This window comes from Vibrio sp. GJ43-1 (assembly GCF_055808835.1).
The window spans coordinates 2,780,667-2,795,516 of sequence record NZ_CM147884.1; the positions used below are offsets into that span (position 1 = coordinate 2,780,667).

A 14,850-nucleotide genomic window follows, 5' to 3' on the forward strand; every position below is an offset into this window, starting at 1 on the left:
TCTCTTATTCGTTCTCATCGTCCACATGCTCGAGCTCAGCCATAATATCCTTACCAAGGAAAGCTAAATCCGTTTTTACCACATCTGGGCGTCTAATCTTCTCGGAAATTTGAACGGCAATTTTCTCTCCCGCTCTTCCCATTTTCACTCTATATGTCGGTAACTCTTCGACAAACATGGTGGCATTTTCCGGCATTTCAATCGGAATGATGTCACCCACTTGCAGCTCCATCAAGTCGCGTAGAGACACGTCTTTTTCCAACAAATTCACGCGAAAGTTAACTGGCACATCCATAATTTCTTCACGTAACGCGCTGCTCCAACGAACGTCAGTTTCCATTTTATCCGACTGCACCCCCGCATCGAGAAGCTCTCGAATAGGCTCAACCATCGAATACGGCATCACAACGTGGAAGTCGCCACCACCGCCATCAACTTCGATGTGGAAAGAGCTGACAACAATCACTTCCGTCGGACTAACAATGTTTGCCATGCTTGGGTTCACTTCTGAGTCCAAATATTCGAACTCTACCCCCATCACTGGCGACCATGCTTCTTTATAATCTTCAAACACGGTTTTCATCAGCAATTGAATAATACGGCGCTCGGTTGGCGTAAACTCTCGGCCTTCAATCTTGGCGTGGAAACGACCGTCTCCACCAAAAAAGTTTTCGACGAGAATAAAGACCAGACGCGCTTCCATGGTGATTAACGCGGTACCTTTTAACGGTCTAAACCGCACCATATTCAAACTAGTTGGCACATAAAGCGTGTTTTGGTATTCGCCAAATTTCATCATTTGAACGCCGTTTATCGACACTTCTGCGGTCTTTCTTAGCATATTGAATAAGCTAATTCGCATATGTCGTGCGAAGCGTTCGTTGATGAGCTCCAGCGTTGGCATTCGACCACGAACAATGCGGTCTTGGGAAGAGAAGTCAAAATGCACCGCATCACTAGGATCCTGATCCAGTTCTTCTTCTACCTCATCAACGTCATCTACGCCATGCAGTAGTGCATCAATTTCGTCTTGGCTTAATAAGTCAGTCACACATTACCTACTGGATAACAAAATCTGTAAAGAGTACACGTTCTATCACGGGCTTTCCGACCACTTGAGACAAGCTGCTCTGTATATCGGCGGTTGCTTGATCACGTAATTCAACTCGCCCATTGGTACTTCTTAGCTGCTCAACGGACGTTGAGGCAAACGTCGACAACAACGTACTCTCAATCAATGGCGAATGATAACGAGCTAACTCTTCATTATCCAAACCGCGTACCATTAGTTGAGCTTTAATTTGAACCATACGATCACGAGATTTACCTGCCACATTAAACACAAAAGGTTGCGCGATATTGACGTATGAAATAGGGTCGACCACCACAACAGGGGCGTTTTGCACAGACGTTGAACGGGGTTGAGGCGTACTATCGCCGCCAAAAAGCCAGTACGCCACGCCGCCAGCAATGAGTAACAGCATGAGTACTGCTACGATGATAATCAACAGCTTTTTCTTACTGTTTGGTTGTTCTTGAATATTTTCTGCCATATCAATATTTACTTTTAGTTAAGCGGCTTGAGGTTATTGAGCCGATTATACAGACAATCCTACATCTCGCGGTTTCGCTTTGAATTGATTCATTAAATAAAACGCTCAGAGCGAGATAAACTCGCTACGCATAGTAACTGATTCCGTCTTCTTTTTTCGCTATATTTAGGTTCATACTGACCCCTTCCTCTAAAGCGTCCACATCGCCATGAGACTGACCAGCGCCACTTGAACCTTGGTTATGAGCATCCGCCGATGCATGACGCTGCTGTTGACCAGAACCTTGTTGCTGTACTGAGGTATCAGCAAGTTGAATACCTTGCTGCGATAACATTTCTCGCAGCCTTGGCATTGATTGATCAACCATCTCTCGTGTTTGCTGGTTCTGAACGGTGAAATGCACGGTCGCGGTGTCACTATTGAGTGTCATGCGAATTTGCATTCGCCCTAACTCTGGCGGATCAAGGCGAATATCCACCTGCTTTAGGTTCTTCGCCATCATCATCTGAATACGTTCTGAAACTTGATCGCTGGCATTCTCTTTAGTGAGCACCATCGGTGATTGTACGTTCGTCGTCGCTTGTGGTTGCTCACCGCGTAGTGCTTGAGTGCCCAATGCTGTGCCTGCTGTCGCTGCCGGATTCAGACCGTTTAGCGGCTCATTACTCGACGCGGGACTGGGTTTCAAGCCTTTCAAGTTTGTCTGACCAACCCCCATCGCATTAGGTGGTGCGACTCCACTCGTCACTGGACTCGCTGACGGCGTTTCTTTTCCTGCTAGCATTGACGCTGCAGCTAATGTTCCTGCGGCTGGCGCACTAGCACCGTCATTACTCGCCGCTGCCGTTCCGTGGTGAGCTGAATGGAAAGGCTGCGCTTGCTGTGAATTTGGTTGCGATAATGGCGTTGGTACTGCATTGAGCCCATTCGACGCTGACGCCGCTTGCTTATCTAACGTTGATTTATCCAGCGCGGCGCCTGCGGCAAGTATCGCGGCTTTTCCTTCCAGCTTAGCATCACTGCTTCCATCAGTTTGCGACCAAGCGATTTGAGAATTCGCTCCGTCACTTTTTACGCTGCCGTCAGCCACTGCTAACCCTGCCACACCTGCTGACTGAGATAAGGTACTATTCGCTTGCCCTACTCCGATTGATGATGTCGATGTTGGCGGTGAGGCTGCTGTTGTAGAAAGCGCAGTTGCAGAAGCTATCGCGGTTGAGGATAACGCCTCCGCTGGTAAAGTCTGTCCAGTTGCGGATTCCACTGGCATAGATTGCCCTGATTCTACCGCGAAAGCCGCTAGCACCGCAGCATCGTCTGATGCTTGAGTCGCGTCAGTGGTCTCATTGACCTTAGCAGTCGCGACCGCCACCCCGGCAGCCGATTCTAATGGGGGCGTTTGCAGGGCTTTGTTTGACTCGTTTAAGCGATTCAGTAATTGAGAGCTTTCATCCATGGTCGCTTGTGCTGATGTGTCAGCGTGTCCTGACGACTTACCTTGTGAAGTCGCTGGCAAATTTCCAGAATTCGTTGCTGATACTCCCTCTTCCGAGGCAACAGTAGCACTCGCCAGCGCCATTTTCTTGACGTCCGAAGATGAGATTTCTTCACTTTCTGTTTGGGTCTTTACGTTTTGATTTACGCTATCAGCCGACTCACTTTTGCCGTTCGATTCGAATCCTTTATTCTCACTTGATGCTCGTGCAATCTCACCCTCACCATCCGTTACTGACTCGGAGGCATCAGAGGGAAAGCGGGCCAGAATCAGCCACTGATTTTTCTGATGTTCCCTTCTTAGCACTAGAACCATCAACACTTTGTTTTTTATCTGCATTTTCACCAGATATCGCACTTTTCAGTGTATCAAAAAAGCCCGGTTCCTCTGACGTCGTAACGGCATCTTTCGCTGAAGCAGAATCGTTGCTCGATTTAAGATTCGATGATGGTGACGCATTATTGCTAGAGACAGACAGACTCATTCCATTCGGGCCTACATAGTGGTGATAACAAAATTAATAGTGATGATGACAACATTAATAGTGGTGATAACAAAAATTAGAGGCAAGTGACTGCCGCCAGTTTTTATAAGCAGACATGATGCAATAATTATACCTAAGTGATAACAAGCGGCAGGATTGGATGTGCTTGGCGTGACATAAAGCGAATAAGGTGCATCGCTGAGTAACAAGCGTAAGCTATTGATCGGTTGAAGCTAATCACATTATTCAACTAAAAATTACTTTAACGCTGAGTTTTTCGGCGAGCAAACAGCAAATTAGAGAACTCATCCATTTGTTGTTGCTCCTTTTTATCGGCAATACGCGCTTTCTCTTTGGCTTTTTTTATCCATCATCCATTCATACGACCGCCGCTGCTTACGCGTGTTATGCCAAAACTCTTGGCAATCCTCAACTTGTTGCGTGAAGTGCGATTCTGCCGTTTTTTGCTTAGTCAGCGTTTCGTCCAATTGAGTCAGAAATCGGTTTAAATGTCCGTATTCACTCGCCGTCAGCCCTTCCTTTCCACGGCGCACCAATTGGTTACAGTAATCGAGTCGATACTGCTCTATCTGTCTAACTTGATTGTAGTAATCTTCGAGTTCAGAGCGCGCTTTATTCAGCGCCAACACAGCTTGTTGCTCGTTATCTTTTGCTTGATCAAGAAGAAAGTCGAGTGCATTGTCCATAACTTACCGTCAATTAACCTGCAGCAGTTGCTTGAGCATGTTAACGCACATGTCGTAAGGCACGGTCTCTTTCATGCTTTGCTGTAAATATTGATCCAACTTCGGCTTCAGGGTAAAGGCGCTATCAATCGCAGGGTCAGTCCCCGGTTTGTATGCCCCAATCGACACCAAATCTTGATTCTTGCGGCACACAGACAGCACCTGTCTCACCGCTTTGGACATCAATACATGCTGATCATCGGTTATTTGCGGCATGACACGACTCACTGATTTTTCCACATCAATCGCGGGATAGTGCCCAGCGTCTGCCATTTCGCGTGATAATACAATGTGACCATCTAGAATCGCACGTGAGGCATCGGCGATTGGGTCTTGTAGGTCATCACCTTCGGTCAATACTGTGAAAAACGCAGTAATCGAGCCTTGATTGTCATCACCATTGCCTGCTCGCTCAACAAGCGCTGGCAGCTTGGCAAACACCGATGGCGGATAACCTTTCGTTGCAGGGGGTTCACCCACCGATAAGGCAATCTCACGCTGCGCTTGTGCAAAACGAGTTAATGAGTCCATCAATAGCAATACATCGAGCCCTTGGTCTCTAAAGTACTCAGCGATAGTCAACGCCGTTTGGCAACCTTTCAAACGCATCAAAGGCGATGAATCCGCTGGTGCAGCCACCACTACAGAGCGTTGACGTCCCGTTGTACCTAAAATCTCTTCAATAAACTCTTTAACTTCTCGTCCACGCTCACCAATTAACCCCACCACCACCACTTGCGCGGTTGTGCCACGAGTCATCATGCCCAAAGTGACCGATTTACCCACACCAGACCCAGCAAATAGGCCGATACGTTGGCCTTTGCCAACCGTTAACAAGCCATTAATGGCCTTAAGGCCAACATCTAGCGGTTCTGAAATAGGCTTTCTTGCAAGGGGATTAATAGGCTGGGCATTAAACGAGGCGCGTTTCTCAGTGTATATCTCACCAAGGCCATCCAATGGATTACCGACGCCATCAATAACACGGCCTAACAGTTCCATCCCGACCGGTAAGCCAGTTTCTGCCGTCATTGGTGTCACTCTCGCGCCGGGCAAAATGCCACTGATTTGCTCGCTTGGCATCAAAAACAGGTGTTCACCGGAAAAGCCAACCACTTCCGCTTCCATCTCACCCGTCATGGTTTCGACTTTACACAAGCTACCGATGGGCGCTTTGCAGCCCGTCGCTTCTAATGTTAATCCAACAACTCGCACCAACTTACCTGACGCGACGGCACGTGACTTGTGCCCTGATACTTTATACTGAGCGAGACGGTCAGAGAGCGCTTGCATTAATCCGAACCTTGGTGGCGATTGGTGCCACAAAAGCTTTGTAGCACGCTGTGAATTCGCTCTTCCACCTTGTAGCTCACACTGGACTCACCCGCTTCAATTTGAACATCACCACGATTGAGCGCAGGCTCTACCACGAGTTGCCAATTACGAATATCCAGCTCTTGATCACCATAGGCTGCTCGGACAATGTCCACGTCAGCAGGATGTAGTTTGAGCGTAATAGCGTGTCCCACAATAGGGAGTACTTCTACCGACTGTTTAATTGTATCGAGAATAAATTGTGGGTTGGTTTGGACTTCAACATGCACGACTTCTTTGACTAACGTCAACACCATGTCGACCAGCTGCTTCTCAACTTGGCTACTCATCAGTTCAAGAGGTTGAGCAAACTGGTTTGCCATACCCATGAATATCTCAACCTGCTGCTTGATGTATTCCTCACCTGCAGCAACGCCTTCGGCCTTGCCAAGGTCAAGCCCTTCCTGATGACCCGCTTCTAATCCTTCCTGTTTACCCTTATCAAAACCTTGCTTAAACCCAGCTTCCTGGCCTTGGAACAGTCCTTCTTGATAAGCCCCCTGCTTAATCAATTCAATCTGCTCTTCCGTTAATTCAAACGGCGCATCTTCTGGCGTTGGCTCATCAAGCGGTGTCCAGCTTGGATCGTAATTTAATGCGGTTTCACGAGCGTGCTGATTGGTCTGAGACGTGTAATCGGGAAGTCCCCATGAATGTGCAGACTCCATGGTGATGTCTTCAGAAGGGCGCAAAAAGCCGCGTTTTCTATCTCCAGCCATGATTTACCTTACCCGTTGATTACAAGAACTCGTCGGCACCACCAGAGAGCATCAACTCTCCACTGTCTGCCATCTTTCTTGCTATGGTCAAAATCTCTTTTTGTGCCGATTCCACATCCGCGACACGTACAGGTGGCATCGCTTCAATATCTTCGCGCATCATATCAGCCGCACGTTTCGACATGTTATTGAAGATCTTCTCTTTAAGGCCATCATCCGCGCCTTTAAGTGCTCGTTGTAGAACATCTTGAGGGACGTCTCTAAGCAGCTTTTGAATGCCTTGATCATCAACCTCAATGAGGTTTTCAAATACAAACATAAGATCTTGAATATGAGTCGCCATGTCTTCGTCTTGGTCGCGAATTTGATCCATCAGCAAACCTTCGACATTGTTGTCGAGGTAGTTCATGATCTCGGCCGCCGCCTTCAGGCCACCAATTTTCGCAGCTTGCGCACCAGCTTGACCAGCAAACTGCTTCTCCATAATCTCGTTTAGCTCTGCCAACGCTGAAGGTTGTACTTCTTCTAAATTGGCGATACGCATCATGAGATCAAGACGCACTCGCTCTGGGAATTGAGAAAGAATTTCCGCCGACTGATCGGCTTCAAGATAGGACAATACGATGGTTTGAATTTGCGGGTGCTCATTAATAATGATGCTCGCCACTTGACGAGGGTCCATCCATTTCAATGAATCAAGTCCCTTCGAGCCAGTACCGAGTAAGATCTGGTCGACCAAATTATTGGCTTTATCTTCACCAAGTGCAGCCACCAAAGTATTACGCATGAAGTCTTCACTGCCCATGCCAATATTGGTGTACTTCTGAATGTCTTCAAGAAACGCACGGTGCACGGCACCCACTTTATCTTGGCTCAAGTCGCTTGCGCGAGCCATTGCCCCACCAACACGTTGCACTTGTTTTGGCTCTAAATGGCGAATGATACTAGCGGCGTCTTGTTCATTTAAACTGAGTAAAAGAATGGCGGCTTTTTCTTCACCACTTATGTTTGAGATATCTACGGTTGATTCAACAACCTGTCCACCATTGCTGGCTACAATTTCATTTGCCATTAGTTCTCAACCATCCAATTTTTCACCACTTGCGCGGCAAGCTCTGGCTCATTCGCCACGAGTGCTCGAACCGCCTTCAAGACGTCTTCATCTTTATGTAAGTTAGGCAGATCAATACCTGTACTAAATTCGAACAGTTCGCTGCCATCGATATCGCTGCCGATCAAACTGGTCTCACCATCGGCACCGAGCGGTAATCCATCTGGGCCATACAATTGCTCATCGGTATCTTGCGCAGCTGGATTAAGCAATTTCTTCATTGCCGGACGAATCAACACCAATACCACGACAATGATCACCAGTGCACTGGCAAACCATCGAACCCAATCGTTGAAATTCGGGTGTTCCCACAGTGGAACATCCGCCAATTGCTCGGTTACTGGTGTTTCAAAGGTCATACTCAATACATTGAGTAAATCACCACGGCTTTCACTAAAGCCCACCGAACCGATAAGAATTTGTCGAATTGCGGCCAGTTCGGTTTCTGAACGAGGCTCATACGTTACGTCGCCAGTATCCGGGTTCACTTTCGCGCGATTCTTAATCGCTACGGCGACCGTTTGACGATTCACGACACCACTTTGCTTACGCTCGTGACTGATCGTGGTATCAAGTTCAAAGTTGCGTGTGGCTTCTTTGTGTACCGAGCCTTGCCCTAATACCGACCCGTCTTTCATTTGCGCAACGTCAGTTGGAATCGAGGCATCCGCTGGCGGTTGATTACTCAGCGCACCAGGAACCCCAGCCACAGCGTTACCGTTATTATAATCTTCTAACGTATATTCACTTCGCGTCGCTGGCGTATTAGGATCAAACTGCTTACGAGTTTGCTCCACTGCACTGAAATCTAACTCAATATCCACCTGAGCGGTGTAGTTACCAAGTCCTAAAATAGGGATTAGCACCGAATCTATTTTTTCACGCAGCGCTTGTTCTTGGTTTTGCTCAAGCTCTTGCTCTTTTCGCCTTGCTGCAGATGTCGCGTCTTGTGAGCCCGAACTGAGCAGTCGGCCATGTTGATCGGTAACAGTAATTCGCGTGGTTTTCATGCCCGGCACCGCACTTGCCACCATATCAACTACCGAGTCGACTTCCTGACGTTTCAGTACTGAACCTGTTGCCAAGGTTAAAAAGACCGATGCGGACGCTTCTTGATTATGACGAACAAAGACACTTTGCTTAGGAAGAGCCAGCAATACTCGTGCAGTACGAATTTGTTTCATTTGCTCGATGGCTTTGCCAAGTTGACGCTCACGGCTGAGTTTAAGTCGCTCTTGCTCCAAACGCTGAGATACGCCAAAACCCATATCTTGCATTAAGATATCATCGCCAGTATTGGACGCGCGGTTTAGCCCCGCACGCACCATATCTAGCTTTAGGGTATTGTACTGATTAACTGGCACGCTCAACGCATTGCCTTCAAGCTTATATTCGACTTTCTTTTGATCAAGATAGTCGAGCACTGGGATTAACTCTTCTGTTTCGTAAACGCCTAATGGACGCATTTCAGGTTCTTTAACCCAAAAGAACAGCATCACGATAAGCGCGACACAAATAGAAATGGAAAGTACTAAAACAATTTGTCTTAATAGATCGAGATCACCCACTGCTAAATCAAATTTAGAGCTACTTTTCTCGTTAATATCTGGGTTTTGACCTTCTGAAACTAAATTTGAGCTAGCGACTAAATTCGAGTCAGCGCCATCCATTACGGTTACATCTGTTGAATGATTTTCTTGAGCCACTGTCCACTACCTAAATTGACGGTCTACTACCTAAAATAACGGTCTAATACTTAGACTACACGGGCATGTTCATGAGTTCTTTGTAGGCCTCAACAAGCTTATTACGTACTTGGATGGTTGCTTCAAACGCAACACTGGATTTATTTCTGGCGATCATAACATCGGATAACGATACATCGGCATCACCGCGATCAAATCGCATTTGTAAATTACCTGACGATTTTTGCAGTCCATTCACGTTATTTACTGCTTGTGAAAGCATGTCACCAAAATCCGCCCCTACTTGCTGCGCTGTAGGCGTAGCGCGGGCGCTAGATGCTTCAAGCATCATCGCTTGCATCTCGGTATTTAATCCATCAACTCTCATGCTTTCTCACTCACTGTCATTTTATTGACAGCGTCCTTTATTTGTCAGCGCTAAATCAGAAACCAGCAAAAATTATGCCATGAAAGGCATCGGTGTGACTAGCGTCGATAGCGCGAAAACTCGATACTGCGACACGCCTAGTTTGGGATATCTATACCTGCATCACGCATTTTTGCCAATTTGTAACGTAAGGTTCTTGGACTAATGCCTAATTTCTCAGACATATCTTTACGTCGCCCTTCGCACTCTTTTAGCGTTTCTAAAATAATGGCAAACTCCTGATCCCTCAATTCCCCACCCAGTCCTTCACCAATAGACACAGGCTTTTCTAATACCGCAGTTCTATCCGCACCATGACTAGGGTCGGCAATAGGGGCAACGCAAGGCTCAGCCATCGGTAACTCATTGCTCGCATACGAGATCGGATTGGCAACAGCTTGCTGTAAACCTGCCGCATCTTGCCAATCAACGCCCTCTAGCAAGATATGCTCCGATTCAATCATAGCTTGGTCGCATAAGATGAGTGCGCGTTGCACAACATTGTCGAGTTCACGGACATTTCCGGGCCATGGGTATTGCATCAGTTTTGCCATTGCCAACTCGCTAAACTTCGGTACTGGCATACCTAATTTCTTACAATGTCTTTCGGTTAAATGCGTGGCTAACGGTGCAATATCTCCCGTTCGCTCACGTAATGCAGGCCATGAAATTGGGAATACATTCAAACGATAATAAAGGTCTTCGCGAAAGTTACCCTCTTGGACGTACTGCTTAAGGTCTCGGTTACTCGTTGCAAGAACACGAACATCCAAGGCAATACTTTTACGGCTACCTAAACGCTCCACTTCACGCTCTTGTAACACACGCAATAGCTTGGCCTGTAAATTCAGGTCCATTTCGCTGACTTCATCAAGTAAGATGGTGCCGCCCTGCGCTTGTTCAAATTTTCCCGGACACGCTTGAATCGCACCGAGTAAACGCCCCTTTCTCATAACCAAACAGTGTGGCTTCCAGCATGTTGTCTGGAATGGCAGCGCAGTTAAGCGCCACGAATGGCCCATCCGAGCGCAGTGATTGATTATGAATGTAACGCGACATGACTTCTTTGCCTGAACCACTCGGTCCAAGTACCATGACACTGGCATCCGTTTTGGCGACTTTATCCGCTAGCGCTAATAGTTGGATACTTTTCGGATCGGCAACAATCGCATCGCCATTACTGTCTGACTTGACGGGTGCGTAACGGCTCACCATATTCAGCAGTACTTCTGGTGCAAACGGCTTCGCCATATAGTCAATCGCGCCTTCTTTCATTGCCGCGACCGCATCTTCTATATTGGCGTACGCTGTCATCAGCAAGACAGGTAGATTTGGCCAGTGCTGCTTAATATTTCGCAGCAACGCCAAGCCGCCCATTCCGGCCATTTGCACATCGGATACGACAATATCCACAGGCTGGCTTTTTAGTTTTACTAGGGCATCTTCAGCGCAATCGGCTTCTACCCATTCATAACCCGCGAGCGCCAAGGTATCGACCAAAGCTTCACGCAATCCTTCGTCGTCTTCTACTATCAGTACTTTGCTTTGTGCCATTATTCGTGTCCTTCATTTTTTGCGTCAGAAGAGGATGTCCCTGCAAGGGGTAAGCACATGGTAAAACACGCACCGTCGCCTTCTTCCGATATCAATTCAAGTCGGCCTTCATGAGCACGACAAACCATTTGTACCACAGCAAGACCGAGTCCAGTCCCTTGCGAGCGAGTGGTAAAAAAGGGTTCCATAATTCGTTGCTGAAGCTCTTTCGGGATGCCAGGTCCATTGTCCTGTATCGAGATTTTTAGTTCGTCATTCACCGGGCGAAAAAACACGTCAACTTGCGATTCTTTGCCACTAATTTGCACCGCATTTAACACTAAATTACTTAGCGCAGATGCTATTGCATTGGCATTCCCTAGTAGCTCAACGTCGTCATGTTCAACTTCAATAAAGTAATCGATATGATTACTTTTTAAGGTTGTCTCTACCATGGGCTGGTATTCTGCGACTAAGTCCTTTAAAGAAAACCTTTGTACCACTTTGTTGTCGCCACCTTTGGCAAACAACAACATGTCATTCACCTGCTTTTCTAAATCATGCAGTCGATCAACCAGCTTCATTTGAAAACGTGAGCGAGTGGCATCATTGAGATTAGGAGCCCCCAAATTTGAGGCATAGAGCATAGCGCTAGATAGCGGCGTACGAACCTGATGGGCCAATGACGCAACCATTCGACCCAGCGAGGATAAGCGCTGTAAATCACTCACCCTGGATTGTAGTAAGCGAGTTTCGGTGAGATCGGTAATGAGAATTAACTGGCCTGTTGAAGAAGCTGAAATAGCCAAACGTACCTTACGACCATTACGTAACGACACTTCATGCCCATCGTCTTCTTTGGGATCAAACACAACCTGAATAAGATGAAACCATTTTTGTCCAACTAACGGTAGCTCTAGAATTCGATGGGCTTCTGGGTTGGCTTCCCTAACCACTCCTTGCGTATCGAGCAAAATCACACCAGCAGGCATCGCTTCTATCACTTGTTGATAGCGTTCCACCTGAGATTCTAAGGAATCTAAATGCGAGGAGGACGTTGGAGTAGTCGGCTCTACGGCGTCACTAGGCGACGAGTTCATGAGTGAGGCATTCCTTTTGTTATCCCAACGACAGAGGGCAAGCACCCTTAGAATATACAGTTCCATAAAAAACTTAAGCCCGGTAATGCAAAAAGCATACCAGGCTTAAGTTTTTGTTTTTTAACAATTTAACAGCGTCAAAAAAATGTCGCACGCCAATTTCATGTGACAGCGATCACATTAGCGATTGAGGCTGTACTTACGCATTTTTTCAACTAAAGTCGTTCGTCGCATACCCAACATATCTGCCGCTCGCGCAACAATACCATCTTGTGCATCTAACGCCTGGTTAATCATATTGACTTCCAGTTCCGCGAGCATTTCTTTCAGGTTGACGCCTTCAGGAGGCAGTGCCTGCGGGGCATTATAGTCATCAAGTTGTGGCTCATTAAGGCTAAAATTATCAGCAAAAATGCTATCCAATGCATCGCGCTCTTGTTCTTCCACCGATTTAAAGATATTCATCTCTGGCTGGAACTCAGGAATGTCACTGTAGCGATACTTCACTGGAAGATGGTTAACATCAACCAAACTATTTGGATAAAGAATAACCATTCGCTCTACCAAGTTCGCTAACTCACGAACATTGCCGGGCCAATCATGTTCCATTAGAGAGTTAACCGAACGAGGGGCAAAGCAGATGGGCTGACCACCTTCTGCTTCCAAGCGCGTAAGCAATTCTTGAAGCAATAATGGAATATCTTCTTTACGATCTTTGAGCGATGGCATTTCAATAGGAAACACATTAAGTCGGTAAAACAGATCTTCACGGAAATCGCCACGCTGAATCATACTTTCTAGGTTGCGATGCGTTGCAGCCACTATGCGAACATTGGCTTTTAGCACCGCAGTCCCACCAACACGTTCAAACACACGCTCTTGTAACACTCGCAGTAGCTTCACCTGCATCGACATCGGCATGTCGCCAATTTCGTCCAAGAATAAAGTGCCACCTTCGGCTAACTCAAAACGCCCTTTACGAGAGGTAATCGCGCCCGTAAACGCCCCTTTCTCATGACCAAACAGTTCACTTTCTAATAAATCGGGTGGAATTGCGCCACAGTTAATGGGTACAAACGGCCCACCTCGACGACTTGAGTGGTAATGAATATTGCGGGCAACCACTTCTTTGCCAGTACCTGACTCGCCTAAAATGAGAACATTAGCCTCAGAATTGGCCACTTGCTCGATAAGATGCCTCACATCTTGAATGCCTTTGCTTTGACCAACAAGGCTTCTAAAAAGTGTGTTTTTCCGAGTATTGGAAGGTACTTGTACCCCTTTGCGACCAAGGAACTCTTGGCAGTGACGCAACGCATCACTCAGCTGTGGATAGTTGAGTGGAAGTTCTAACTCACCAACATAATTAGTTAATGGTTCCACAGCCCCAGTGAATTCACTCGTCACTAACAGTGGGATATGGTTGGAATGAGACAATTGGGTGAGTAAGGCGTCAGAAAACGTAGGGTGTGCTAATGCCCCTACAATACACCCTGACCAGGCTTGCGACCAATCAACTTGCTGTATGTCACTCGAAGGAATGGTGACACAATGTTCGCCGACAAACTCTAAAATAGTATTTAGATTCGTTCGAATTTGCTCATCGTCAGCGATGACGAGTAGTTTAGCTAAGCCATGCATCTTTTGAGATTAATGCCTCGATAAAAAGTACGGCCAAAGTGACGTCAAATATCTGTCATGCTGAGCCTAGAGGACAGCACATTTTCCAGCGCTCATTTATAAATTTAATTTTATAAAATAAGTAATTAGAGACAAAAAAACGCCATCTGGCATTGGATGGCGTCTATTCTATTGACAATAACCTTATAAGGCAACTTCATCGCGGCGAGATTAAGAGGTTAATTCCGCTTAAATCCCAACTTCTTCTGCCGTTAAATTATGGAAACCTGCAGGGATTTGATCCCAAGCCGACTTAATTTCCCTGATAATGTCGATAACATCGTCGATTGGTTGAGGATTATTCTCGTGATTGGCTTCTGTGATCTGTGTGATCATAAACTCATATAATTGATCAAGATTCTTGGCAATATCTCCACCATCATCCATTGATAAGCAACTACGAAGTGCGATGATGATGTCCAAGGCTTTGCCAATACGCTCACCTTTGACAGGAATATTGCCTTGCTGCATCGCCGCTTTCGCTTGGATCAGTCTTTCAATAGCACCACCCATCAACATCTGGATAACTTTGTGCGGTGAGGCAGCGCTTAATTGGCTGTCTACTGATACTTTCTTATATGCTTGCAATGAACCACGCATCACTATCCTCTCAAATAAATTTTTGGTACTGCTGCAGCGACTTTTTACCATGTCGGAATTTCCGCAGCGACAGTCCCAATTGTTCGGTTTTAGAATGCATCTTCGCGGTAACCTGCTTGGTCTCTTCCACCGCTAAGCGCCACTCTTCACTCTGCTTTAGACGAGGATTGCGCTCACAAGCCGCAATCAACGTTTTTATAATGTGTTCTCTTATATCGACCAAGGCATGAATTTCTTCAGTATTTAACTCAAGATTATCTAAATGCGATAGTAATTGGTGATCTGTGTCACGCAGTCGGTCAAATATCGTCACTCATCCTGCCTTTTTCTTTCATTAACAGTA

The 14,850-nt window shown here is 46.6% G+C and carries 13 protein-coding genes and 3 pseudogenes; all 16 read right to left on the reverse strand.

Annotation, left to right across the window (positions count from 1 at the left end; all coding sequences use genetic code 11):
• Positions 1 to 4 precede the first annotated feature (4 nt).
• The gene (gene fliM / locus AC0L66_RS13270; protein WP_473567624.1) at positions 5 to 1,051 is read right to left on the reverse strand and encodes a flagellar motor switch protein FliM; all 1,047 of its coding nucleotides are present in this window, start codon (positions 1,049 to 1,051) and stop codon (positions 5 to 7) included.
• Between the two features lie 7 nt (positions 1,052 to 1,058).
• A complete protein-coding gene (gene fliL, locus AC0L66_RS13275) occupies positions 1,059 to 1,553 on the reverse strand; it encodes a flagellar basal body-associated protein FliL (protein ID WP_473567626.1) in 495 nt (164 codons plus the stop codon).
• Between the two features lie 124 nt (positions 1,554 to 1,677).
• Positions 1,678 to 3,354: a flagellar hook-length control protein FliK gene (locus AC0L66_RS13280; protein ID WP_473567628.1), complete on the reverse strand. Its 1,677-nt coding sequence runs from the start codon at positions 3,352 to 3,354 to the stop codon at positions 1,678 to 1,680.
• Entirely contained in the window at positions 3,296 to 3,532 is a 237-nt protein-coding gene (locus AC0L66_RS13285; protein ID WP_473567630.1) for a hypothetical protein, read from the reverse strand. The genes AC0L66_RS13280 and AC0L66_RS13285 overlap by 59 nt, the downstream gene beginning before the upstream one ends.
• A gap of 262 nt (positions 3,533 to 3,794) precedes the next feature.
• Positions 3,795 to 4,239 (reverse strand): annotated as a pseudogene (fliJ, locus tag AC0L66_RS13290) (flagellar export protein FliJ).
• A gap of 9 nt (positions 4,240 to 4,248) precedes the next feature.
• Positions 4,249 to 5,571 carry a flagellar protein export ATPase FliI gene (gene fliI / locus AC0L66_RS13295; protein ID WP_265676177.1) on the reverse strand — a complete coding sequence of 441 codons (1,323 nt, stop codon included), beginning with the start codon at positions 5,569 to 5,571 and terminating at the stop codon, positions 4,249 to 4,251.
• On the reverse strand, positions 5,571 to 6,371 hold the full coding sequence (gene fliH, locus AC0L66_RS13300; RefSeq protein ID WP_473567632.1) for a flagellar assembly protein FliH: 801 nt from the start codon (positions 6,369 to 6,371) through the stop codon (positions 5,571 to 5,573). Before fliH ends, fliI begins: the two co-directional genes overlap by 1 nt.
• Positions 6,372 to 6,390: 19 nt before the next feature.
• Positions 6,391 to 7,443, reverse strand: a complete 1,053-nt coding sequence (gene fliG, locus AC0L66_RS13305) for a flagellar motor switch protein FliG (protein WP_265676179.1) — start codon at positions 7,441 to 7,443, stop codon at positions 6,391 to 6,393.
• A complete protein-coding gene (gene fliF / locus AC0L66_RS13310) occupies positions 7,443 to 9,152 on the reverse strand; it encodes a flagellar basal-body MS-ring/collar protein FliF (RefSeq protein WP_279348310.1) in 1,710 nt (569 codons plus the stop codon). Before fliF ends, fliG begins: the two co-directional genes overlap by 1 nt.
• A 91-nt stretch (positions 9,153 to 9,243) precedes the next feature.
• Positions 9,244 to 9,555 carry a flagellar hook-basal body complex protein FliE gene (gene fliE / locus AC0L66_RS13315; protein ID WP_265676181.1) on the reverse strand — a complete coding sequence of 104 codons (312 nt, stop codon included), beginning with the start codon at positions 9,553 to 9,555 and terminating at the stop codon, positions 9,244 to 9,246.
• Between the two features lie 137 nt (positions 9,556 to 9,692).
• Positions 9,693 to 9,866 (reverse strand): annotated as a pseudogene (locus AC0L66_RS13320) (helix-turn-helix domain-containing protein); the annotation flags it as partial.
• 119 nt (positions 9,867 to 9,985) lie between these two features.
• A pseudogene (locus AC0L66_RS13325) lies at positions 9,986 to 11,148 on the reverse strand (sigma-54-dependent transcriptional regulator); the annotation flags it as partial.
• The gene (locus AC0L66_RS13330; protein WP_473567635.1) at positions 11,148 to 12,227 is read right to left on the reverse strand and encodes a sensor histidine kinase; all 1,080 of its coding nucleotides are present in this window, start codon (positions 12,225 to 12,227) and stop codon (positions 11,148 to 11,150) included. The gene AC0L66_RS13330 and the pseudogene AC0L66_RS13325, both read right to left, overlap by 1 nt.
• A gap of 180 nt (positions 12,228 to 12,407) precedes the next feature.
• A complete protein-coding gene (locus AC0L66_RS13335) occupies positions 12,408 to 13,868 on the reverse strand; it encodes a sigma-54 dependent transcriptional regulator (protein ID WP_265676184.1) in 1,461 nt (486 codons plus the stop codon).
• Between the two features lie 228 nt (positions 13,869 to 14,096).
• Positions 14,097 to 14,507: a flagellar export chaperone FliS gene (gene fliS / locus AC0L66_RS13340; protein ID WP_265676185.1), complete on the reverse strand. Its 411-nt coding sequence runs from the start codon at positions 14,505 to 14,507 to the stop codon at positions 14,097 to 14,099.
• A 10-nt stretch (positions 14,508 to 14,517) separates the two neighbouring features.
• The gene (fliT, locus tag AC0L66_RS13345; RefSeq protein WP_265676186.1) at positions 14,518 to 14,820 is read right to left on the reverse strand and encodes a flagellar protein FliT; all 303 of its coding nucleotides are present in this window, start codon (positions 14,818 to 14,820) and stop codon (positions 14,518 to 14,520) included.
• Between the last annotated feature and the right edge of the window lie 30 nt (positions 14,821 to 14,850).

What these genes read in the sequence shown, in the direction of transcription:
- fliL (WP_473567626.1), bottom strand. Translation starts at nt 1,553, where the DNA reads ATGGCAGAAAATATTCAAGAACAACCAAACAGTAAGAAAAAGCTGTTG.
- fliF (WP_279348310.1), bottom strand. Translation starts at nt 9,152, where the DNA reads ATGGATGGCGCTGACTCGAATTTAGTCGCTAGCTCAAATTTAGTTTCA.
- AC0L66_RS13285 (WP_473567630.1), bottom strand. Translation starts at nt 3,532, where the DNA reads ATGAGTCTGTCTGTCTCTAGCAATAATGCGTCACCATCATCGAATCTT.
- AC0L66_RS13335 (WP_265676184.1), bottom strand. Translation starts at nt 13,868, where the DNA reads ATGCATGGCTTAGCTAAACTACTCGTCATCGCTGACGATGAGCAAATT.
- fliS (WP_265676185.1), bottom strand. Translation starts at nt 14,507, where the DNA reads ATGCGTGGTTCATTGCAAGCATATAAGAAAGTATCAGTAGACAGCCAA.
- AC0L66_RS13330 (WP_473567635.1), bottom strand. Translation starts at nt 12,227, where the DNA reads ATGAACTCGTCGCCTAGTGACGCCGTAGAGCCGACTACTCCAACGTCC.
- fliE (WP_265676181.1), bottom strand. Translation starts at nt 9,555, where the DNA reads ATGAGAGTTGATGGATTAAATACCGAGATGCAAGCGATGATGCTTGAA.
- fliI (WP_265676177.1), bottom strand. Translation starts at nt 5,571, where the DNA reads ATGCAAGCGCTCTCTGACCGTCTCGCTCAGTATAAAGTATCAGGGCAC.
- fliG (WP_265676179.1), bottom strand. Translation starts at nt 7,443, where the DNA reads ATGGCAAATGAAATTGTAGCCAGCAATGGTGGACAGGTTGTTGAATCA.
- fliH (WP_473567632.1), bottom strand. Translation starts at nt 6,371, where the DNA reads ATGGCTGGAGATAGAAAACGCGGCTTTTTGCGCCCTTCTGAAGACATC.